The sequence below is a fragment of the Galactobacter caseinivorans genome (assembly GCF_003640665.1).
Classification (GTDB): domain Bacteria; phylum Actinomycetota; class Actinomycetes; order Actinomycetales; family Micrococcaceae; genus Galactobacter; species Galactobacter caseinivorans.
This window is the reverse complement of sequence record NZ_QQXL01000005.1, coordinates 267,172-283,150: the sequence shown is the minus strand read 5'-3', so window position 1 is coordinate 283,150 and position 15,979 is coordinate 267,172. Positions and strand designations below refer to the sequence as shown.

The window sequence follows — 15,979 nt, the reverse complement described above, 5'->3', positions numbered from 1 at the left end:
ACGTCTGGCGCACCAAGCACTACCGCGTCGCAGAACCCTGCAACAAAAACAACACCGCCCCCGGCTGCACCCCCAACAGGTAACCCCAAATCATCACGGCGAACCGGTGCGCCCCATCGTCCGAAGCTCTCGTGTATCGGTCTGTCGGGCCTGGGTTAACGGTCAGCGGTAGTGGTCAGCGACGGCGTTGGCGGGTGGTCCAGGAGCTGACGACGGTCCACGGGCGCCGGGCCACCCCTCCGGCAGCCGCCCCCGCCCCGGGCGCGCCAGGGTTGGCCGGTCGTGCTGCGGCGGGCATGGTGGTGGCTTCCACGACGAGGCGGCCCAGGTGCACCTCGTGGTGGTGGAAGTTGCACAGCAGCACGGCGTGGTCCACGTCGGTGGGTCCGCCCTCATGCCACGGGATCACGTGGTGGGCCTCGCACCAGCCAGGGGGCGCACCGCAGCCGGGTGCCTTGCAGTGCCGATCGCGGACCATCAACGCCCTACGCTGGTGAACACTGAAGTGGCGCCTGGCCCGGCCTAGTTTCAGTGGCAGGCCCGCCTCGTCGGTGAGCATGAATTGCACATCGGCACTGCAGAGCATGCTCATCACCTGGGACACGGGAACTGCTATGTCCGATCGCGCGACCCTCGCGAACCGTTCATCCACCAGTGTTTGAGGATCGACCCCAGTCATCGTGCCCATCCCACGAGGCGGCGCCGGCGCAAACACGGGTGGTGGTGGTGGTGGGGCTGGTGGCGGCGCCCCGAAGGGGGCGCGCATTCCTTCAAAGGGATGGGGCGGTTCCGGCGGTGGTTCCGGCGGCCCGCCCCACCCCTGTCCCGCCGAACGCAGATCTGCAAACACATCCACGCCGACGGTCGGGCCATCAGTCCCGGCTCGTTGGCCGGAACCCCGGTCGGCGGTCGCCACCGGCGCAGCTGTCAGAACCGGGCGGGGAGTGGCGGCGGCCGGCTGGGCGGTGGGCTGCTGGGCGGTGGGCTGCTGGGCGGTGGCGCTGTGGAGGAAAGCATGAAGGGCCGGCAGGGTCGCAGTCACCAGCAACGTCGGTGCGGCGCCGTGATTGCTTGGCGCGCTCCCAGAGCTGGCATGAGCGGCGAACAAGGAGGCCAGGGCGTCGAAGGCCTTCTGATCCATGGTGCGGGCATCCTCACCCGCCTCCACGTCCGGTCCGGCGCCCATCTCGCCCATCTCGCCCATGCCAAGGAGTTCCCCCTGCCCGGTCGGCTCACTGCGGCCCACGTTGTCAGGGCTTGAATCGGGCTCAGTTGTGGGGTCAGGGGCTGGTTCCTTGCGGCGTGGTGAGGTGTACGCATCCAGCACGGCGCGGATCGCAGCGCCCTCTAGCTCTGGGGCGAACCCTGTCATCCGCCACCCACCACCGCGGGCCATGCTGATCTTGAACGATCGAGCCTTCACCTGCTTCTCGTAGTCCGGCTCCACCCCATCCGGGTCAATCGCGTTAGCCCACGCCCTAGCGACCTGAGCCAGCGCAACACTCTCAAGACGCCGACCACCCCAAGCATCCACGGCAAACTCCACCCCGGACTCACACCCAAACCCCGGCTCACCCTCCACCGGGAGCACCCGCCCTCCACTGGCCTGAGCCACGAGCGAGGCCTCGGCGAACTCCAACATCCCCGCCGTTTCAGGGTCCTCGGAAGTGTCAGGCACCTCCTGCGGCAGTTCCCGGTGAATGGTCAACGCCTGCTCAGCGGACACTTCCCCGGCCTCCAACCCCCGAGCAATCCCCGGCCGCAACGGCGCCAACACCCCAGAAGAGAAACCATTCCTAGGGGTAACGGCTCCGGCCACGGCGATCCACCCCTGCGCCGTCTGAGCCGGGACCCCAAAGAGCTGCATCAACAACGCCTTGGACCCGCGCGCACCCACCCGGTGAGCCAACGAATCCGGACCGGCCCTGCCCACACCACCGTTCAAACCCTCAGACCTAGACACCACCGCAGCCGCGGCACGCACCCGCAAAGCATCCACCACCACCGAAAGCCCAGCCAGCTCACCCAACACCGCCACCACCTCAGCATCGCTGGCTTCCTCAACCCACCGCACCGAATCAGGCAACACCGTCCCCCGCAGCACTCTGACCACGGCAGCGAGCGCCCCGCCGGCATCATCAACGTTTAGATCCACGACCGCTCACCCCCCCAGGCGACTGGCGTTCCCCCTTGAACACCTCAAGCGTCTCGTGACCCCCTGACACTTTGCTCCGCTTTTGAACCGTTTTCGGCCAGATCCACCAAAGAATATTTCAGACCCACAGAAACAGGGTTTATCCACAGGTCCCGTCCCTCACAGGCCACCCAAAAACACCACACCCACCCGCTAGCCTTATTCCATGCCCTCCACTGACCACACCCCCTACCGCATCATGACCGTCTGCACCGGCAACATCTGCCGCTCCCCCATGGCCCACTACGTGCTGGAACAGGCCCTCAAGGACGCCGGGCTGGCCGCCGCCACGGAGGTCACGAGCAGCGGCGTCAGCGATGAGGAAGCCGGCAACCCCATGGACCGGCGCGCATCCGCGGAGCTGGACCGCCTGGGTTACAGCAACCACCACGATCACCAGGCCCAGCCCTTCCCGGATCTCGCGTGGGAGAACACCGACCTCTTCCTGGTGGCAGATCTCAACCACCTGCGCACCCTGCGCCGCTGGGCCCCCACCCCGGAGCACCGCGAGCGTCTGCACCTGCTCCGTTCCTTCGACCCCGCCTCAGCGGAGCTCCCCGAGGACCAGCAGGGCATGGCGGACCCCTGGTACGGCGACGATTCCGACTTCGTCATCACACGGGATCAGGTCCTGGCCTCGGTCCCCGGCGTCGTGGACCACGTCCGCGCCCAGCTCACGCCATGACGCGTCCCCTGCTCCTCGCGATCGACGGCCGCTCCGGCGCGGGCAAGACCACCCTCGCCCAGCGCCTCCTCGAGGACCTCACGGCCCAGGGCCACGAGGCCACTCTGTTCCACCTAGAGGACCTCTACCCTGGCTGGCACGGCCTCCGTGCCGGCATCGACGCGTACGTGGGCACCGTCCTCGCCCCACTCAGCCAGGGCAAAACCGCTCACTGGACCCCCTGGGACTGGACCACCGACGCACCCGCCGCGCAGACGCGGCAGACCCCCGCCACCGACGTCGTGCTCTTGGAAGGTGTGGGCGCCGCGGACCCCGCCGCGCTCCCCTACCTGTCCGCGAGCCTGCGCCTGCGCGCTTCCCCGGAGCAGCGGCGTCGGCTCGCTTTGACGCGCGACGGCGCCAGCTACGAGCCGTGGTGGGACATTTGGGCGGCGCAGGAGGCGGCACTCACAGTGCCCGACGACGCGCCTTGCGACCTGTCGCTGCAGGTCACCGATCCGGCGGATCCGGCGCTGCGCGCTGCCGCTGTGGCATGGGCGCAGCGGGCGCTCGCCAAACGCGCTACTGAAGCACAGCGGTAAGCCGTCCCACGTTATCCAGCCAGCGCTGACCGCGCGTGCGCTGCTCCCACACCTCTGAGGTGAGCAGGGTGGATTCCTCTTCGTAAGAGTCCATGACCTTATTGAGCTCTCTCACGGAAGCGGATCCCAGCAGCATGGTGGTGATTTCCGCGTTCAGGGAGAAGGAGCGCATATCGAAGTTGGATGAGCCAAAAATGGCCACTTCATCATCCACGGTAAAGCACTTGGTGTGCAGCACCATGGGCGAGCGGTAGCGGAAAATCCGCACCCCGGCATCCAACAGCGACTTGTAATAGGACTGCTGCGCGTGGTTGGTCAGCGCATGGTCCCCCGCCTCGCAGACGTACAGATCCACCCGCAGCCCGCGCTGAGCGGCGGTGGTGATGGCATACAGCAGCGAGTCATCCGGGACCAGATAGGGGCTGGTCATGCGCAGGGAATGCTGCGCGCTGTAGATGAGCGTATTAAAGAGGCGCAGGTTGTTCTCCTCCGGGAAACCGGGGCCGGAGGGCACCACCTGGCCAACCACCGTGCCCGGGCGGTCCCGGGTGTCCAGCTCCAGCTCGGAGAACAGGTTCTCGTTGGCCTCCAGCATCCAGTCGGTCGCGAAGACCAGGTCAAGGTGGTCCACGAGCGGGCCCTCGATGCGCGCCAGCAGCTCCACCCACTCACGGCCTATCTTGCGACTCTCTGCGCGTTTGTAGCCGGGCTCAATGAGGTTTTGCGAGCCAGTAAAGGCCACTCGCCCATCCACCACAACGATCTTGCGGTGATTGCGCAGATCCGGGCGGCGCCAGCGCCACTGCAGCGGCGCCAGCGGCAGCATGCGGTACCACTCGATACCCGCGTCCGTGAGGTCCTTCTTGAGTTGGGCGTAGCCGGGAATGCGCCAAGAGCCCATCTGGTCAAAGAGGAAACGCACGTGCACGCCGCGCGCGGCGGCCCGCTTCATGGCCTCAATGACCGGGCCCACATACTCGGGATCGTTGCCCACAATGTAGAACTGCACGTGCGCGTAATGCTGCGCGTCGTCGATGGCGCGCGCCACGCTGTGCAGGCCCTCGCCGTAGTTCGTATAGAACTGCAGGGCGTTCCCGGTGGTGGGCGGGAAGGCGCCCAGCTCGCGATTCAGGCGGACGGCGGAGTGGATCCACTCGGGATAATCCTCCGGAACCAGATCCGGGTGGTCGTCATCGCGGGTGGCGTGAAGGATGTCGTCATTGATCAGCAGCTGGCGTTTGCGACGGCGGCTATTGAGCTTGTTGGAGCCAAAGAGCAAGAAGATGGCCAGGCCAACATACGGAATGAAGAAGATCGTCATGAGCCATGCCATGGCGGTGGTGGGGCGCCGGTTACCGGGAACAATGCCGAGCATCAGAATACGAATGCCAATATCCACCACAAGGAAGAGGGTGGAGACCCACGCGGGCCAGCCGTCAAGCAGACCAGTAAAGTCGATCATTCATTTCCCTTCCGCAAACCCCGTGGTGCCCGTCCTGAGTCTATCCGGGAGCGGTAATCTGGCCGCATGAGTCCCATTGCCGTGATGCTGACCCCCGAACACCCCGAGGGCATCGAGGTGGATCCCACCCAACCACAGTTGTTGCTGACGGATCAGGCGGCAACCCGGGGCGACGGCGTGTTTGAGACCCTGCTGTACCGTCACGGCCGCCTGCGGGAGGCGGAGGCGCACCTGCGCCGCCTGGACGGTTCTGCGGAGGCGCTGGGTTTGGTGATTCCTCCGCAGACGCGGTGGGAAACCGCGATCAGGCTGGGGTTGGGCGCGTTCTTGGCTCAAACGGGCGACGACGCGGAGGCGACGGTCAAACTGGTGGCCTCGCGTGGCCCCGAGGATGGGCCCGGGAGCTTCTGGGTTTTTGTCTCCCCCGTTAAGCGCACCGCAGCCACGGCCCACGGGCCGGAGAACGGGCTGCGCGTGCTGCTGCTGGATCGCGGGTATGACTCGGGGGCCGCGGACCGCGCGCCGTGGCTGCTGGCCGGGGCCAAGACGCTCTCTTACGCCGTGAACATGGCCGCCCAGCGGTGGGCCAAGACCCACGATGCGGACGACGCCATCTTCATCACCAGCGACGGCCGCGTGTTGGAGGGCCCCACGTCCTCCGTCCTGCTGGCCCGCCGCGGCCCCGACGGCACGGTCACGTTGCTCACGCCTGAGCTGGAAACCGGCATCCTGGCCGGCACCACGCAGGCCGCCGCCTTCGATGTGGCCCGCGAGGCCGGATGGGAGCTTGGTTATGGACCGCTCACACCCGCCCACCTCATGGAGGCGGACGCGGTGTGGCTGGTGTCCTCCGTGCGGCTGGCCGCGGCCGTGACCATGATCGACGGCCAGCCGGTGGCAGCGGACCCCGAACTGCACCAGATCCTGGTCAGCGGACTGGACGCGCAGCTGTAGCTTGGCCGGTGCCCTTCAAGGGGCCCTCGCCCGCTACAGCGTGAGCAACACCTTGGTGGCCCGGCGCTCATCCATCGCCTGGTAGCCCTCCGCAGCTTCCTCCAGCGGAAGGGTCAGGTCAAAGACCTTGCCGGGATCAATCTTGCGATCCCAAATGAGCTGGATCAGCTCCGGCAGGAAGCGGCGCACCGGGGCGGGCCCGCCGTGCAGGTGAATGCCGGTGAAGAACAGCTCCAGGCCGTTCAGCTCCACTCCATGCCCCACCCCCACGTAGCCCACGTAACCCCCGGGGCGGGCGGAGTTGATGGCCTGCCACATGGATTCCTGCGTGCCAACGGCCTCCACCACACCGTGCGCGCCGTAGCCGCCGGTCATCTCCTTGATGCGAGCCGCACCCTCCGCGCCGCGCTCCTCAACGATGTCAGTGGCGCCAAACTCTCGCGCCAAAGCCTGCCGCTCCGGGTGGCGGCTGAACGCGATGATGCGCTCGGCTCCCAACTGCTGTGCCGCCAGGATCGCGCTGAGTCCCACCGCGCCGTCGCCCACGACAGCAATGGTCTTCCCCGGCCCCGCCTCCGCAGCGACGGCCGCAAACCAACCTGTACCCAGGACGTCGGACGCAGCCAACAGCGACGGAATGAGGTCCTCATCCGGCTGCCCCGGGGTCGCCACCAGCGTGCCGTCCGCCAGCGGAATGCGCGCATACTCGGCCTGCGTGCCGATGCCACCCATCATGACGTTGTGGATGCAACGCGACTGGTAGCCGGCCTGGCAGATCTCGCAGCTGTTGTCTGAGGCAACGAACGAGCCCACCACAAAGTCACCCACGGCCACGGTCTTCACGTCCGCGCCAATCTGCTCCACCACGCCCACGTACTCGTGGCCCATGGGTGCGTGATCGGCGTGCTCAATGCCGCGGTACGGCCACAGATCGGAGCCGCAAATACACGTGGCGCTGAGGCGAATGATCGCGTCGCTCGGCTCAATGATGCTCGGCTTCTCGCGCTGCTCCACCCGGACATCGCCGGGCGCGTGCATGATGACTCCACGCATGTGGGTCCTCCTTCAAATAGGTGATTGATGCCATTTAAGTACGCATCTTTCACAGCAGGAAGCCCCTCCTGAGAGGTGTACCCGCAGGGCACCCCACCGCCCGCCCACGCCACGTAGGGTCTGTGGCATGGCCATTGACAACCAAGCCGACGTGCGCGAATTCCTGATGACCCGCCGCGCCAACGTGAGCCCCGAGCAGGCGGGGCTGCCCTCCGGACCCCACCGCAGGGTACCAGGATTGCGCCGCAGCGAGGTCGCCACCCTGGCCGGCGTCAGCGTGGAGTATTACGCCAAGCTGGAACGCGGGGCCATCGCTGGCGCGTCCTCCTCCGTCCTTGACGCCCTGGCCAGCGCCCTTCAGCTCAACGACACCGAACGCACCCACCTCTTTGACCTGGCCCGCGCGGCCGACGGCGTACCCCTTTCCGGGCGCCCGCGGCGCCGCTCAAGCAAGGCCACCACCAGCCGCCCCAGCCTGCAGTGGATGCTGGATTCCATCACCGACGGCGTGGCCATGGTGCGCAATCAGCACCAGGATCTGGTGGCCACGAACCGCTTGGGGCGCGCCTTTTACTCACCGGTTTTTGGAGAGGGCGACGGCGGCCGCACACCAAACCTGGCCAGGTTCCAGTTCCTGGACCCGGCGGCACGGGATTTTTACCCCGATTGGGAGCGGTTCGCGGGGATGTGCGTGGCGATCATGCGGGCGGAGGCCGGCCGGGACCCGCACGACAAGGACCTCCAGGACCTGGTCGGGGAGCTCTCCACCCGCAGCGAGGTATTTAGGCAGCTGTGGGCGGCGCACGATGTGCGCACGCACGGCTCCGGGACCAAGCGCTTTCACCATCCCGTGGTCGGTGAGCTCACCTTGGCTTACGAGGAGCTGGCGATCACCGCAGAGCCCGGCAGCGTGCTGCTGGTCTACACGGCGGAACCCGGGTCCCCCAGTGCGGAGCGGTTGCGGTTGCTGGCGAGTTGGGAGTTTGCCGCGCGCAGGACCGAGTCCACCTTGGCCTGATGCTCTGCGGCCCACTCATCCAAGGACTGGGCCGCCTCCTGGCGAGCCTTGTTGTCCACCGCCTCCATCACGTCCTCGATGTCCGCAGCCGGCACCGCGACGATTCCTTCCTCGTCGGCGACCACAAAGTCACCAGGGCCCACCAGGACCCCGCCGCAGGTCACTGGCTCCTGCAGCGGCAGCACTACTTCCTTCACTCCCGGCTTGGGCACAATGGCGCGGGCAAACACCGGGAAGCCCAACTCGCGGATCTCTTGCACATCGCGAATGGCCCCGTCCACGATCAGCCCGGCGATCCCCCGCCGGTGCGCCACCGCACAGACATTGCCGCCGGCAATCGCGTGAGAGGCATCGCCGCCGTCCACCACCAACACGGAGCCGGCGGGCGCGCGGTGAATGGCCGCGTGCAACATCAGGTTGTCCCCCGGCGCACACCGCACCGTGTAGGCGGGCCCACTCAAACGGGCTCCCTCCCACAGCGGGCGTAGCTCGGCGGAGAGGATCCGCGAGCGCGCCACCTGCTCGGCGACGGCGGTGGGAGAGACGAACTGCGAGGTGGCTGACACGTGGGCTCCTAGTGGCTGTGGTTACCCGGCTATCCTACGAACCCTTCCAGACACCTACCAGACCAGATTCCACGCCCCACTTCCGACCGAAAGCGCCACGGCGCCCAAGGCAACAGCAACAGCGCAAGCCACCAGCACGACGTCGGGCGCTGAGCCCCGCACCGGCCGCGCCCAGGTGCGCCCCGGGGCCCCAAAACCCTTCGCGTCCATCGTGACGGCAAGCCGCGTGCCGCGGCGGATGGCCTGGACCAGCAGCGCAAACAGGGCAGAGAACACGCCCCAGCCGCCCAGTCCGCGGGCTCGGCGGGCGCTCGCGAGCACGCGCCATTCCTCCATGAGGACGCCGCCCAGGCGCATGGCGCCCAGCGCCCCGAGCACAAAGCGCGCGGGCAGGCGCAGGCGTACGGCCAGGGAATCGGCCAGGCGGGTGGCGTCGATGGAGCCAAGCAGCACCACGGCGGGCACGGCGACGGCGAGCGCGCGCAGGCCCACGAGCAGGCCGGAGCCCAACGAGCCCTGCGACACGGTGTAGGCGCCAAAGGAGAAGAGAGTGGCCCCGGAATCTTGCGCAATGAGCGCCGTGCCCCAGATGGTCAGGAGCCCACCCAGCAGGAACACCCCCACACAGGCGAGCAGCCGCCGGGCCGGAACAGCGGAGAACGGCGCAAGAATCAGGGCGGCCAAGAGGACCACCCCGCTGGTCACCGGATCCAGCGACACCACGATGGGCACGCTGAGCACAAGGGAGGCAAGCGCCACGGCGAGGGGGTCCCGCCGGCCAAGCCAGGCACGCGCGGGCAAGGCCGGGAGCGCATCCGCCGGAAGGGAGTGCGCCACCAAGGGTGCGCTCATGCTGCCGCCCCCTTCAGTTGGGCCCGGCCGCCATCCACCAGCAGGGCCCGTGCACCCAGCGCCTCCACGAAGGCGTGATCATGCGTCACGGCCACGAGGCAGGCGCCGCGCTCCAGTTCCTCGCGCAGCAACTTCACGAGCCCCACCCAAGTGACAGCATCCTGTCCAAAGGTGGGTTCGTCCAGCACCAACACCCGCGGCTGGGCGGCCAGCGCCGTGCCGACGGAGAGCCTGCGTTGCTGCCCTCCGGAAAGCGAATACGGGTTGGCCTCCGCCAGCCGTTCCAGGTGCAGGCGCCGCAAGAGCGCCCCCACCCTGGCCTCAATCTCTTCAGGCTCCACCCCGGCCCGGCGCGGGCCAAAGGCCAATTCCTCCCGGACGGTGCGCGCCACGAATTGGTGCTCCGGATCCTGAAAGACCATGCCGATGCGGCTCACGAGTTCGCGCGGACGCAACGCCCGCGCGGTGCCGCGCGGGGACCCGCCACGCAAAGCTGGCAAGAGCTCCACCGTTCCGTCCACGGGGCGCGCCAGCCCGGCCAGAGTCAAGGCCAGCGCCGTTTTGCCCTGGCCGTTGCGCCCCATGAGGCACGTGGCCTCCCCGCCGGTCAGCGTCAGCTCCACGCCACGCACCGGCACCACATCGGGAAGGGCCAGCATTCGGGCGCGGGCCCCGGCGCCGCGCGGGACCGCGTGCCGGGTGGCGGCCACGCCGCGCGCGGCCAGCAGCGCCTCGCCGGCCGGAGCCCCGGGGAACCGCGCCCCGGGGAACGGTTCCAGCGCGGGACGGTGCCCAGGCACCCACACGCCGTGTTCCATCAGGGACTGCACCACCTCGCTGTGGCTGAGCAGGTGCCCAGGCGCGCCGTCCGCGACGACGGCGGCCGGAGCGCCCCCGGTACTGGCGGCAGCGGCACCCAACACCACCATGCGATCGATCCCACCGACCCAGAGATCCAGGCGGTGCTCCACCACAATGACGGTGGCCCCAGTGGCACGTGCGGTCTCCAGGACCACGTCCCGCACCTGCTCGGCGCCCTCCGGGTCCAGATTGGCGGTGGGCTCATCCAACAACCACAGCCCGGGTTCCATGGCGAGCAACCCCGCCACGGCCAGGCGCTGCTTCTGCCCACCGGAGAGCGCAGCGGTGGGATGGTTCAGCGGCAGCTCCCCCAGCCCCACGGCGCTCAGAGCGGCGCGCACCCGCGGCCAGATCAGCTCCGGATCCACGCCAAGGTTCTCCGCGCCAAAGACCACGTCGTCGCCAATGCGCTGCAGCACCACCTGCGTCTCCGGGTCCTGCTGCACCAGCCCTGCACGCCCGGAGACCTCCAGCTCACCCCACGTGCGCAGGCCGTCCCCCGAGTCCTCGTCCTGCGCCAGCAGCCCAGCCAGCGCGTGCAATAGCGTGGACTTACCCACCCCGGAGGGCCCGGTCAGCAACACCACCTCTCCGGGTTCCACGCTCAGGTCAAGCCCATCCAGCACAGCCTCGGTGGCCCCGGCCGGGCGCAGCCCAAAGCCACGCAGCGCCACTGCCGCGCCACCGGCCTGACGCACAGCGCCGTCCGCCATCACGCCCTGAGGTTGCTTGCCCACCGAGGCCGCCGCGCTCACTTGCCGGAGACCGACTCGCGGTTGGCGCCGCGGGAACGCAACGGGCCAAGCACGCCGGTGGCGGCCAGGCCGCGGGTCACGAACCACATGAGAATGCCGATCACCAGGCCGGAGAGCGAGACGCAGGCGACGTACGCCCAGAGCCAGGCGTCCGTGTACTCGGGGTACCAGCGCATGATGAACGCGTCGTTCACGGCGCCGAAGAAGCCGGTCAGCGTGCCTGCGGCGATCGCGACGGGCAGGCCAAAGCGGCGGTAACGGCCAAGCAGGGCCGCGCCCAGCTCGGCGCCGAGCCCCTGCACCAGCCCGGAGAGCAGCACCGTGGCGCCAAAGGAGGAACCAAAGATGGCGGAGATGACCGCGGCGACCATCTCAACAAAGAGCGCGGCGCCGGGCTTGCGAATGACCAGCGCGGCCAGCACACCGGGGAAGAGCCACAGCCCAGTGATGAGCCCGGAGCTGGGCGGGAAGCCAAGGAAGAGCGGATCAAGGACGTGATAGGTCCAGTTGACGATGGCGAAGATGACGCCACCGACCACCGCAAGCACGGCGGCGATGACAATGTCCACGGTGCGCCAACGCAACGAGGTGCCGCCGGATGTGGCGGGCTGGGGCGTGCGGGGGGTGGCTTCTGTAGCCGACATGCTGTTCCTCCTTGAGCGCATCCAACGGATGCCCAGGAGGGGAGGTGCGCGGCGCGCACCCGAGAACTCGACTCCCTAGCGCCGGAATGACCCGGATCAGGTTCGAGGGTCTGCGGCCAATTCGCCGCACTCTCAGCACCATGGCGTGACCGCCCGGGTGCTCCCCTGTCGTTAATGTGATGCCTAGCCTAGCCGCACTGCGCACTCCGGAGCACATCCGCGCCACTTCCGGCATAGGCTGGGGCAAGCACGTCATCAGTTTTCGACACCCAGGAGTCCGTAGTGAAGCCGTTGGTCAAGATCCTCTCCACCGTCGTCTCCCTTGTTGCGGGCATCGTCGGTTCCAAGGTCCTGGACTCCACCTGGAAGCAGGTGACCGGTCAGGACGCGCCCAAGAAGAAGAACAAGGAGGCCCGGGAGGATCAGTCTGTGGTCCGTGTGGCCACCTTCGCCGCCATCTCCGCCGCCACCGCAGCACTGATCAAGATCGCCACCGAACGCGGCGCCAACAAGCTGGTCAACCGCACCAAGTCACGCCCCGAAGAGGTCTAAGCACCGCCTTCACCGGCGCGCTGGGCCGCGGGGCTTCCAGGCAGGCCTGACCAGCAGGCCTCACGACGGGGGTCGTCATGGGCATGGATGTGTACGTGGGACCGCTGCGGCGCTACTTTGCCCGCGACTGGCTCACGGCGGCGCAGCAAGCAGACGCCGCCGCGGGACTTTCCGTGACCGCGACGCGGGCCCCGGCGGGCCGGCTGGCTGGCCGCCCAGCGGATGAATCCACGCCCAGTCCCGCGCAAGTGGAGGAGGCGGTGATGGCCTGGCAGGCCTCGCTGTTGGCCTCGCTTGGCCGCGACGACGCCTGGCCGGAGGACCCCGCCCTGCCGTACTGGACGGACAAGCCCGGCTGGGACGGCTTCGGGGCGCTGGTCCTGCTGGCCGCCTACGACGAATGCCCCGAGCTGCGCCCGGCCAAACGCGGCCTGTTCAGGCGCGCGGGCACCCCGGACGGCCCTCGACATTACGCCTCCGCGCCCGCGGTGCGTGAGGCCGCCAAGAATCCGCGCCGCTACCCCAGCCTGCTGCTCGGCACCGAATGGTGGCTTCCGCTGCCCGGAGCCCCCAGCCTCTTTTCCGGCCGTCTGCCCACGGGGCAGGAGACGGTCCTGAGCACCGTGGAGCAGCTGCGCACGGAGCTGGGCACCCTGGCCACAAACCTAGGGCTCGACGCCGCTGGGTTGGCTTCCCTGCGCCACGCCGGGCCACCGCTGCAGGCGCCACGGGACGAGGACCAGCTGGCGCCTGCCCCGGATGTGGACGCCTTGGGGCGCAGCGGGCTGGCCATGCTCAGCGCCCTCGCGGAGCGGGCTGGCCACTCCCACCAGCCGCTGGTGCTGGACTACTAGCGGCCGCCTTTCCGCGGCCTGGGCTACTTGTCCTGCACGCCGTGCTGGCGCTCGGCAAATCCCTCTGCGGCGCGCGCGGCCTCCGCTGCCTTGACGATGTCCGCCAGGTCATCTTGCACCAGCAAGCCGGACTTGAGGTGCTTGGAGCGGTAGGCGGCACGGCCCACCATGTGCGCGCTCACCGGCGCGGTCAGTAGCTGGAATACCCAGATCAGCACCAAGAGCGGCACCCACATCCACTGCCCCGTGTTCAGTGCCACGGCGAGCAGCAGGCACAAGAGTCCCAGGACCTGCGGCTTGGTGGCCGCGTGCATTCGGGAGAGCACGTCCGGGAAGCGCAGCAGGCCAATCCCCGCGGCCAGGCTCATGAAGCAACCAAGGATGAGCAGCACCGCAACAGCGATGTCCTTCACGAGGAACCAATCCATCCCGTTCACCCCTGTTCCCGAGCCGCGACGGTGCGGGCCACAGTGACGGCGCCAAGGAAGCCGACCACGGCCACAATCAGCACAAAGACCAGGTCAATCAGGTCACCGGTCAGCGCCGCGCGCAGCAACAGCGCGGAGGCGATGATGATCAGCAACACGTCAGAGGCAAGCATGCGGTCCAAGAGGCTTGGCCCCTTCACGATCCGCACCACGGCCGCGGCGCCCGCCAACGAAAGCAGCACCCCACACACCCACGCCACGATGGTCATCATCATGAATCCCTCCCACGGCGATCCCCGGGCAGGTCCCAGCCGTCTGCCCTGCGGCGTGCTGCCACGTTTTCTTGGGCCACGCGCAGTTCCTCCGAGCGCAGCAACTGAATCTCTTCCTTGTTGCCCATCACGTGGATCAGGCGGCGCTCAATCTCCAGCACATCCGCGCGGAAGCTATCCGCACCCTTGCCGTCCCTGACGTTGAGCACGTGCAGGTATAGCGTGCCGTGGCGCCGGTCCACGTCCACCACAAGCGAGCCCGGAATGAGGGAGGCAACGTGGCCAATCGCCGTCATCATGAGGTCCTCACGCGTGCGCAGCGGCACCTCGATCACCGCGTTGTGCACGTGCGGTCCCTGGCGCAGCGCCACCCAGAGCACCTGGAAGGAACCGCGGACCACCTGCCACACGAACCAGAGGAGGAAGGAGACGCCGCGGGCCAGGTCAAAGCGGCCGGAGAGGCGCACGGGCGGCAGCCGGAAGGCCCGGACCAGCACCATCGCCAGGACCAGCCCAAAGATCAGGTTGGCTGCGGAGAAGTCCTGCCACAGCGCACCCCAGACCAGCACCAGCCACACAATCAGCGGCAGTTCAATCCAGAGCCGGCGCCATGCGGCGCGGGTTCCGGCTCGTTGCGCGGCGTTCACTTGGCCTCACCCCCATGGGTGCTCGGAACCTCGTGGTCGTGGCCCAACACGGCTTCCACATACGGCGTGCGCTCGCGCAGCTGCGAGGCGGCCTGATCGGCGAGTTGGAAGAGCGGGCCGGCAAACACGGTCAGGGCGATACCCACGGCGACCAGGGCGCCGGTGCACCAGACCATCACGTTGGGCAGCACCTTCACGTCGCCGCGATCCGAGTACTTGGAGTCGGGGAAACTGGCCACCGCCTCGTAGGTGCGCACCGTCACGCCGTCGTTCATCTCTGCCAGCAGCATGGGATCAGCCGCCTCCGCGTCCTCAGCCCGGCGCCAGAACGCGCGGTTCCACACGCGGGCCACGGCCAGCAGCGTCAGCAGGGAGGTCACCATGGACGCGGCGACCAGCACCCAAGCCAGCCACCCGCCGTCGCTCACGCCCGCCTCCAGCAGCCCCAGCTTGCCCAGGAACCCGGAGAACGGCGGGATGCCGGCCAGGTTCATGGCGGGGATGAAGTACAGCACGGCCAGGATGGGCGCCAGCTTGGCCAGCGAACCCAACTTGTCCAGGTGGGAGCTGCCCGCGCGGCGCTCAATCAGGCCAACCACCAGGAAGAGCGAGGTCTGCACCACGATGTGGTGGGCCACGTAGTAGATGGTGGCGGCCAGGCCAAGCTGCGAGTTCAGCGCCAGCCCAAAGACCATGAAGCCGATATGGCTGGTGAGCGTGAAGGAGAGCATGCGCTTGATGTCGTTCTGCGCCACCGCACCCAAGATGCCGACCACCATGGTCAGCACCGCCACCCACATCAATAAGGTGTCCAAATCATCCTGCGGGAAGAGCAGGGTCTCCGTGCGGATGATGGCATAGACGCCCACCTTGGTCAGCAACCCGGCAAACACCGCGGTGACGGGGGCGGGGGCCGTGGGGTAGGAGTCCGGCAGCCAGAAGGACAGCGGGAAGACCGCAGCCTTAATGCCAAAGGCAATGAGCAGCATCAAGTGCAGCACCGTCTGCGTGCCGTGTGGCAGCTCCCCCAGCTTCACGGCCAGGTCCGCCAGGTTCACGGTGCCAGCGGCCCCGTAGATCATGGCGATGGCGGTCAGGAAGAGCAGGGAGGAGATCACGGAGACCACCACGTAGGTGGTTCCGGCGCGGATGCGCTCCGGGGCGCCGCCCAACGTGAGCAACACGTAGGAGGCGGTCAGCAGGATCTCGAATCCCACGTAGAGGTTAAACAGATCCCCGGCCAGGAAGGCGTTGGAGACGCCGGCCACCAGGATCATGTACGCCGGGAAGAAGACCGAGACGGGCCCGTCCGAGTCCCCGTCCGCGCTGCCCTGCGCCGTGGCATAGATGAGCACAATCAGGGAGACCACGGAGGAGACCACGAGCATCAGCGCACTGAACTCGTCCACCACCATGGAGATGCCAAAGGGCGGCGCCCAGCCACCCAGCAGCACCGCGCTGGCGCCGTGCTGCCAGGAGGCGGCAAGCATGAGGCACTCCAGCAGCAACACCACGGAGAGCGTCACGATGGAGATGGTGCGCTGCGCCACGGGATGGCGACGCAAAACAAAGGTGAAGGCCGCCCCAAGGAAGGGGAGCAT

17 protein-coding genes and 1 riboswitch are annotated in these 15,979 nt (G+C 68.0%); of the genes, 6 read left to right on the top strand and 11 right to left on the bottom strand.

Annotated elements, in window-relative coordinates; genetic code table 11:
- Positions 1-175: 175 nt before the first annotated feature.
- Entirely contained in the window at positions 176-2,155 is a 1,980-nt protein-coding gene (locus DWQ67_RS10005; protein ID WP_121485445.1) for a DUF222 domain-containing protein, read from the bottom strand.
- A 205-nt stretch (positions 2,156-2,360) separates the two neighbouring features.
- Here DWQ67_RS10005 and DWQ67_RS10000 point away from each other — a divergent pair, with 205 nt between their 5' ends.
- On the top strand, positions 2,361-2,879 hold the full coding sequence (locus tag DWQ67_RS10000) for a low molecular weight protein-tyrosine-phosphatase (protein ID WP_121485444.1): 519 nt from the start codon (positions 2,361-2,363) through the stop codon (positions 2,877-2,879).
- Positions 2,876-3,460 carry a nucleoside/nucleotide kinase family protein gene (locus tag DWQ67_RS09995; RefSeq protein WP_121485443.1) on the top strand — a complete coding sequence of 195 codons (585 nt, stop codon included), beginning with the start codon at positions 2,876-2,878 and terminating at the stop codon, positions 3,458-3,460. The genes DWQ67_RS10000 and DWQ67_RS09995 overlap by 4 nt, the downstream gene beginning before the upstream one ends.
- Here the strand turns inward: DWQ67_RS09995 and cls are convergent.
- Positions 3,441-4,922: a cardiolipin synthase gene (gene cls, locus DWQ67_RS09990; protein ID WP_121485442.1), complete on the bottom strand. Its 1,482-nt coding sequence runs from the start codon at positions 4,920-4,922 to the stop codon at positions 3,441-3,443. The genes DWQ67_RS09995 and cls overlap by 20 nt on opposite strands.
- A gap of 66 nt (positions 4,923-4,988) precedes the next feature.
- Here cls and DWQ67_RS09985 point away from each other — a divergent pair, with 66 nt between their 5' ends.
- Positions 4,989-5,876 carry an aminodeoxychorismate lyase gene (locus tag DWQ67_RS09985; RefSeq protein WP_121485441.1) on the top strand — a complete coding sequence of 296 codons (888 nt, stop codon included), beginning with the start codon at positions 4,989-4,991 and terminating at the stop codon, positions 5,874-5,876.
- Positions 5,877-5,909: 33 nt separating this feature from the next.
- On the opposite strand, the gene DWQ67_RS09980 is transcribed toward DWQ67_RS09985, so the two are convergent.
- Positions 5,910-6,929: a zinc-dependent alcohol dehydrogenase family protein gene (locus DWQ67_RS09980; RefSeq protein WP_121485440.1), complete on the bottom strand. Its 1,020-nt coding sequence runs from the start codon at positions 6,927-6,929 to the stop codon at positions 5,910-5,912.
- Between the two features lie 133 nt (positions 6,930-7,062).
- Here DWQ67_RS09980 and DWQ67_RS09975 point away from each other — a divergent pair, with 133 nt between their 5' ends.
- Positions 7,063-7,947 (top strand): helix-turn-helix domain-containing protein, encoded by an 885-nt coding sequence (locus DWQ67_RS09975; RefSeq protein ID WP_121485479.1) that lies wholly within the window; start codon positions 7,063-7,065, stop codon positions 7,945-7,947.
- On the opposite strand, the gene DWQ67_RS09970 is transcribed toward DWQ67_RS09975, so the two are convergent.
- From DWQ67_RS09970 to DWQ67_RS09955, 4 genes are read right to left on the bottom strand one after another with little or no spacing between them, the layout of a single operon-like run.
- Entirely contained in the window at positions 7,851-8,513 is a 663-nt protein-coding gene (locus tag DWQ67_RS09970) for an RraA family protein (protein WP_121485439.1), read from the bottom strand. The genes DWQ67_RS09975 and DWQ67_RS09970 overlap by 97 nt on opposite strands.
- 54 nt (positions 8,514-8,567) lie before the next feature.
- Positions 8,568-9,365, bottom strand: coding sequence for an energy-coupling factor transporter transmembrane component T family protein (locus DWQ67_RS09965; RefSeq protein ID WP_121485438.1), 798 nt, complete (start codon positions 9,363-9,365; stop codon positions 8,568-8,570).
- Complete coding sequence (locus tag DWQ67_RS09960) at positions 9,362-10,963, bottom strand: ABC transporter ATP-binding protein (RefSeq protein WP_233556034.1); 1,602 nt, start codon at positions 10,961-10,963, stop codon at positions 9,362-9,364. Before DWQ67_RS09960 ends, DWQ67_RS09965 begins: the two co-directional genes overlap by 4 nt.
- 14 nt (positions 10,964-10,977) lie before the next feature.
- Entirely contained in the window at positions 10,978-11,625 is a 648-nt protein-coding gene (locus tag DWQ67_RS09955; protein ID WP_121485437.1) for an ECF transporter S component, read from the bottom strand.
- Between the two features lie 55 nt (positions 11,626-11,680).
- A riboswitch (TPP riboswitch) is annotated at positions 11,681-11,802 on the bottom strand.
- Positions 11,803-11,907: 105 nt separating this feature from the next.
- Between DWQ67_RS09955 and DWQ67_RS09950 the strand changes: the two genes are divergently transcribed.
- Both DWQ67_RS09950 and DWQ67_RS09945 read left to right on the top strand, forming a co-directional pair.
- Entirely contained in the window at positions 11,908-12,177 is a 270-nt protein-coding gene (locus DWQ67_RS09950) for a DUF4235 domain-containing protein (protein WP_121485436.1), read from the top strand.
- Between the two features lie 77 nt (positions 12,178-12,254).
- Positions 12,255-13,031: a hypothetical protein gene (locus tag DWQ67_RS09945; protein ID WP_121485435.1), complete on the top strand. Its 777-nt coding sequence runs from the start codon at positions 12,255-12,257 to the stop codon at positions 13,029-13,031.
- 23 nt (positions 13,032-13,054) lie between these two features.
- Here the strand turns inward: DWQ67_RS09945 and mnhG are convergent, their stop codons facing one another.
- The 4 genes from mnhG to DWQ67_RS09925 are packed head-to-tail and all read right to left on the bottom strand — an operon-like array spanning position 13,055 to position 15,979.
- Positions 13,055-13,459: a monovalent cation/H(+) antiporter subunit G gene (gene mnhG, locus DWQ67_RS09940; protein ID WP_121485434.1), complete on the bottom strand. Its 405-nt coding sequence runs from the start codon at positions 13,457-13,459 to the stop codon at positions 13,055-13,057.
- Between the two features lie 5 nt (positions 13,460-13,464).
- Positions 13,465-13,734 (bottom strand): monovalent cation/H+ antiporter complex subunit F, encoded by a 270-nt coding sequence (locus tag DWQ67_RS09935; protein ID WP_325049626.1) that lies wholly within the window; start codon positions 13,732-13,734, stop codon positions 13,465-13,467.
- Positions 13,731-14,378, bottom strand: coding sequence for a Na+/H+ antiporter subunit E (locus tag DWQ67_RS09930; protein ID WP_121485432.1), 648 nt, complete (start codon positions 14,376-14,378; stop codon positions 13,731-13,733). The genes DWQ67_RS09935 and DWQ67_RS09930 overlap by 4 nt, the downstream gene beginning before the upstream one ends.
- Positions 14,375-15,979, bottom strand: coding sequence for a Na+/H+ antiporter subunit D (locus DWQ67_RS09925; protein ID WP_121485477.1), 1,605 nt, complete (start codon positions 15,977-15,979; stop codon positions 14,375-14,377). The genes DWQ67_RS09930 and DWQ67_RS09925 overlap by 4 nt, the downstream gene beginning before the upstream one ends.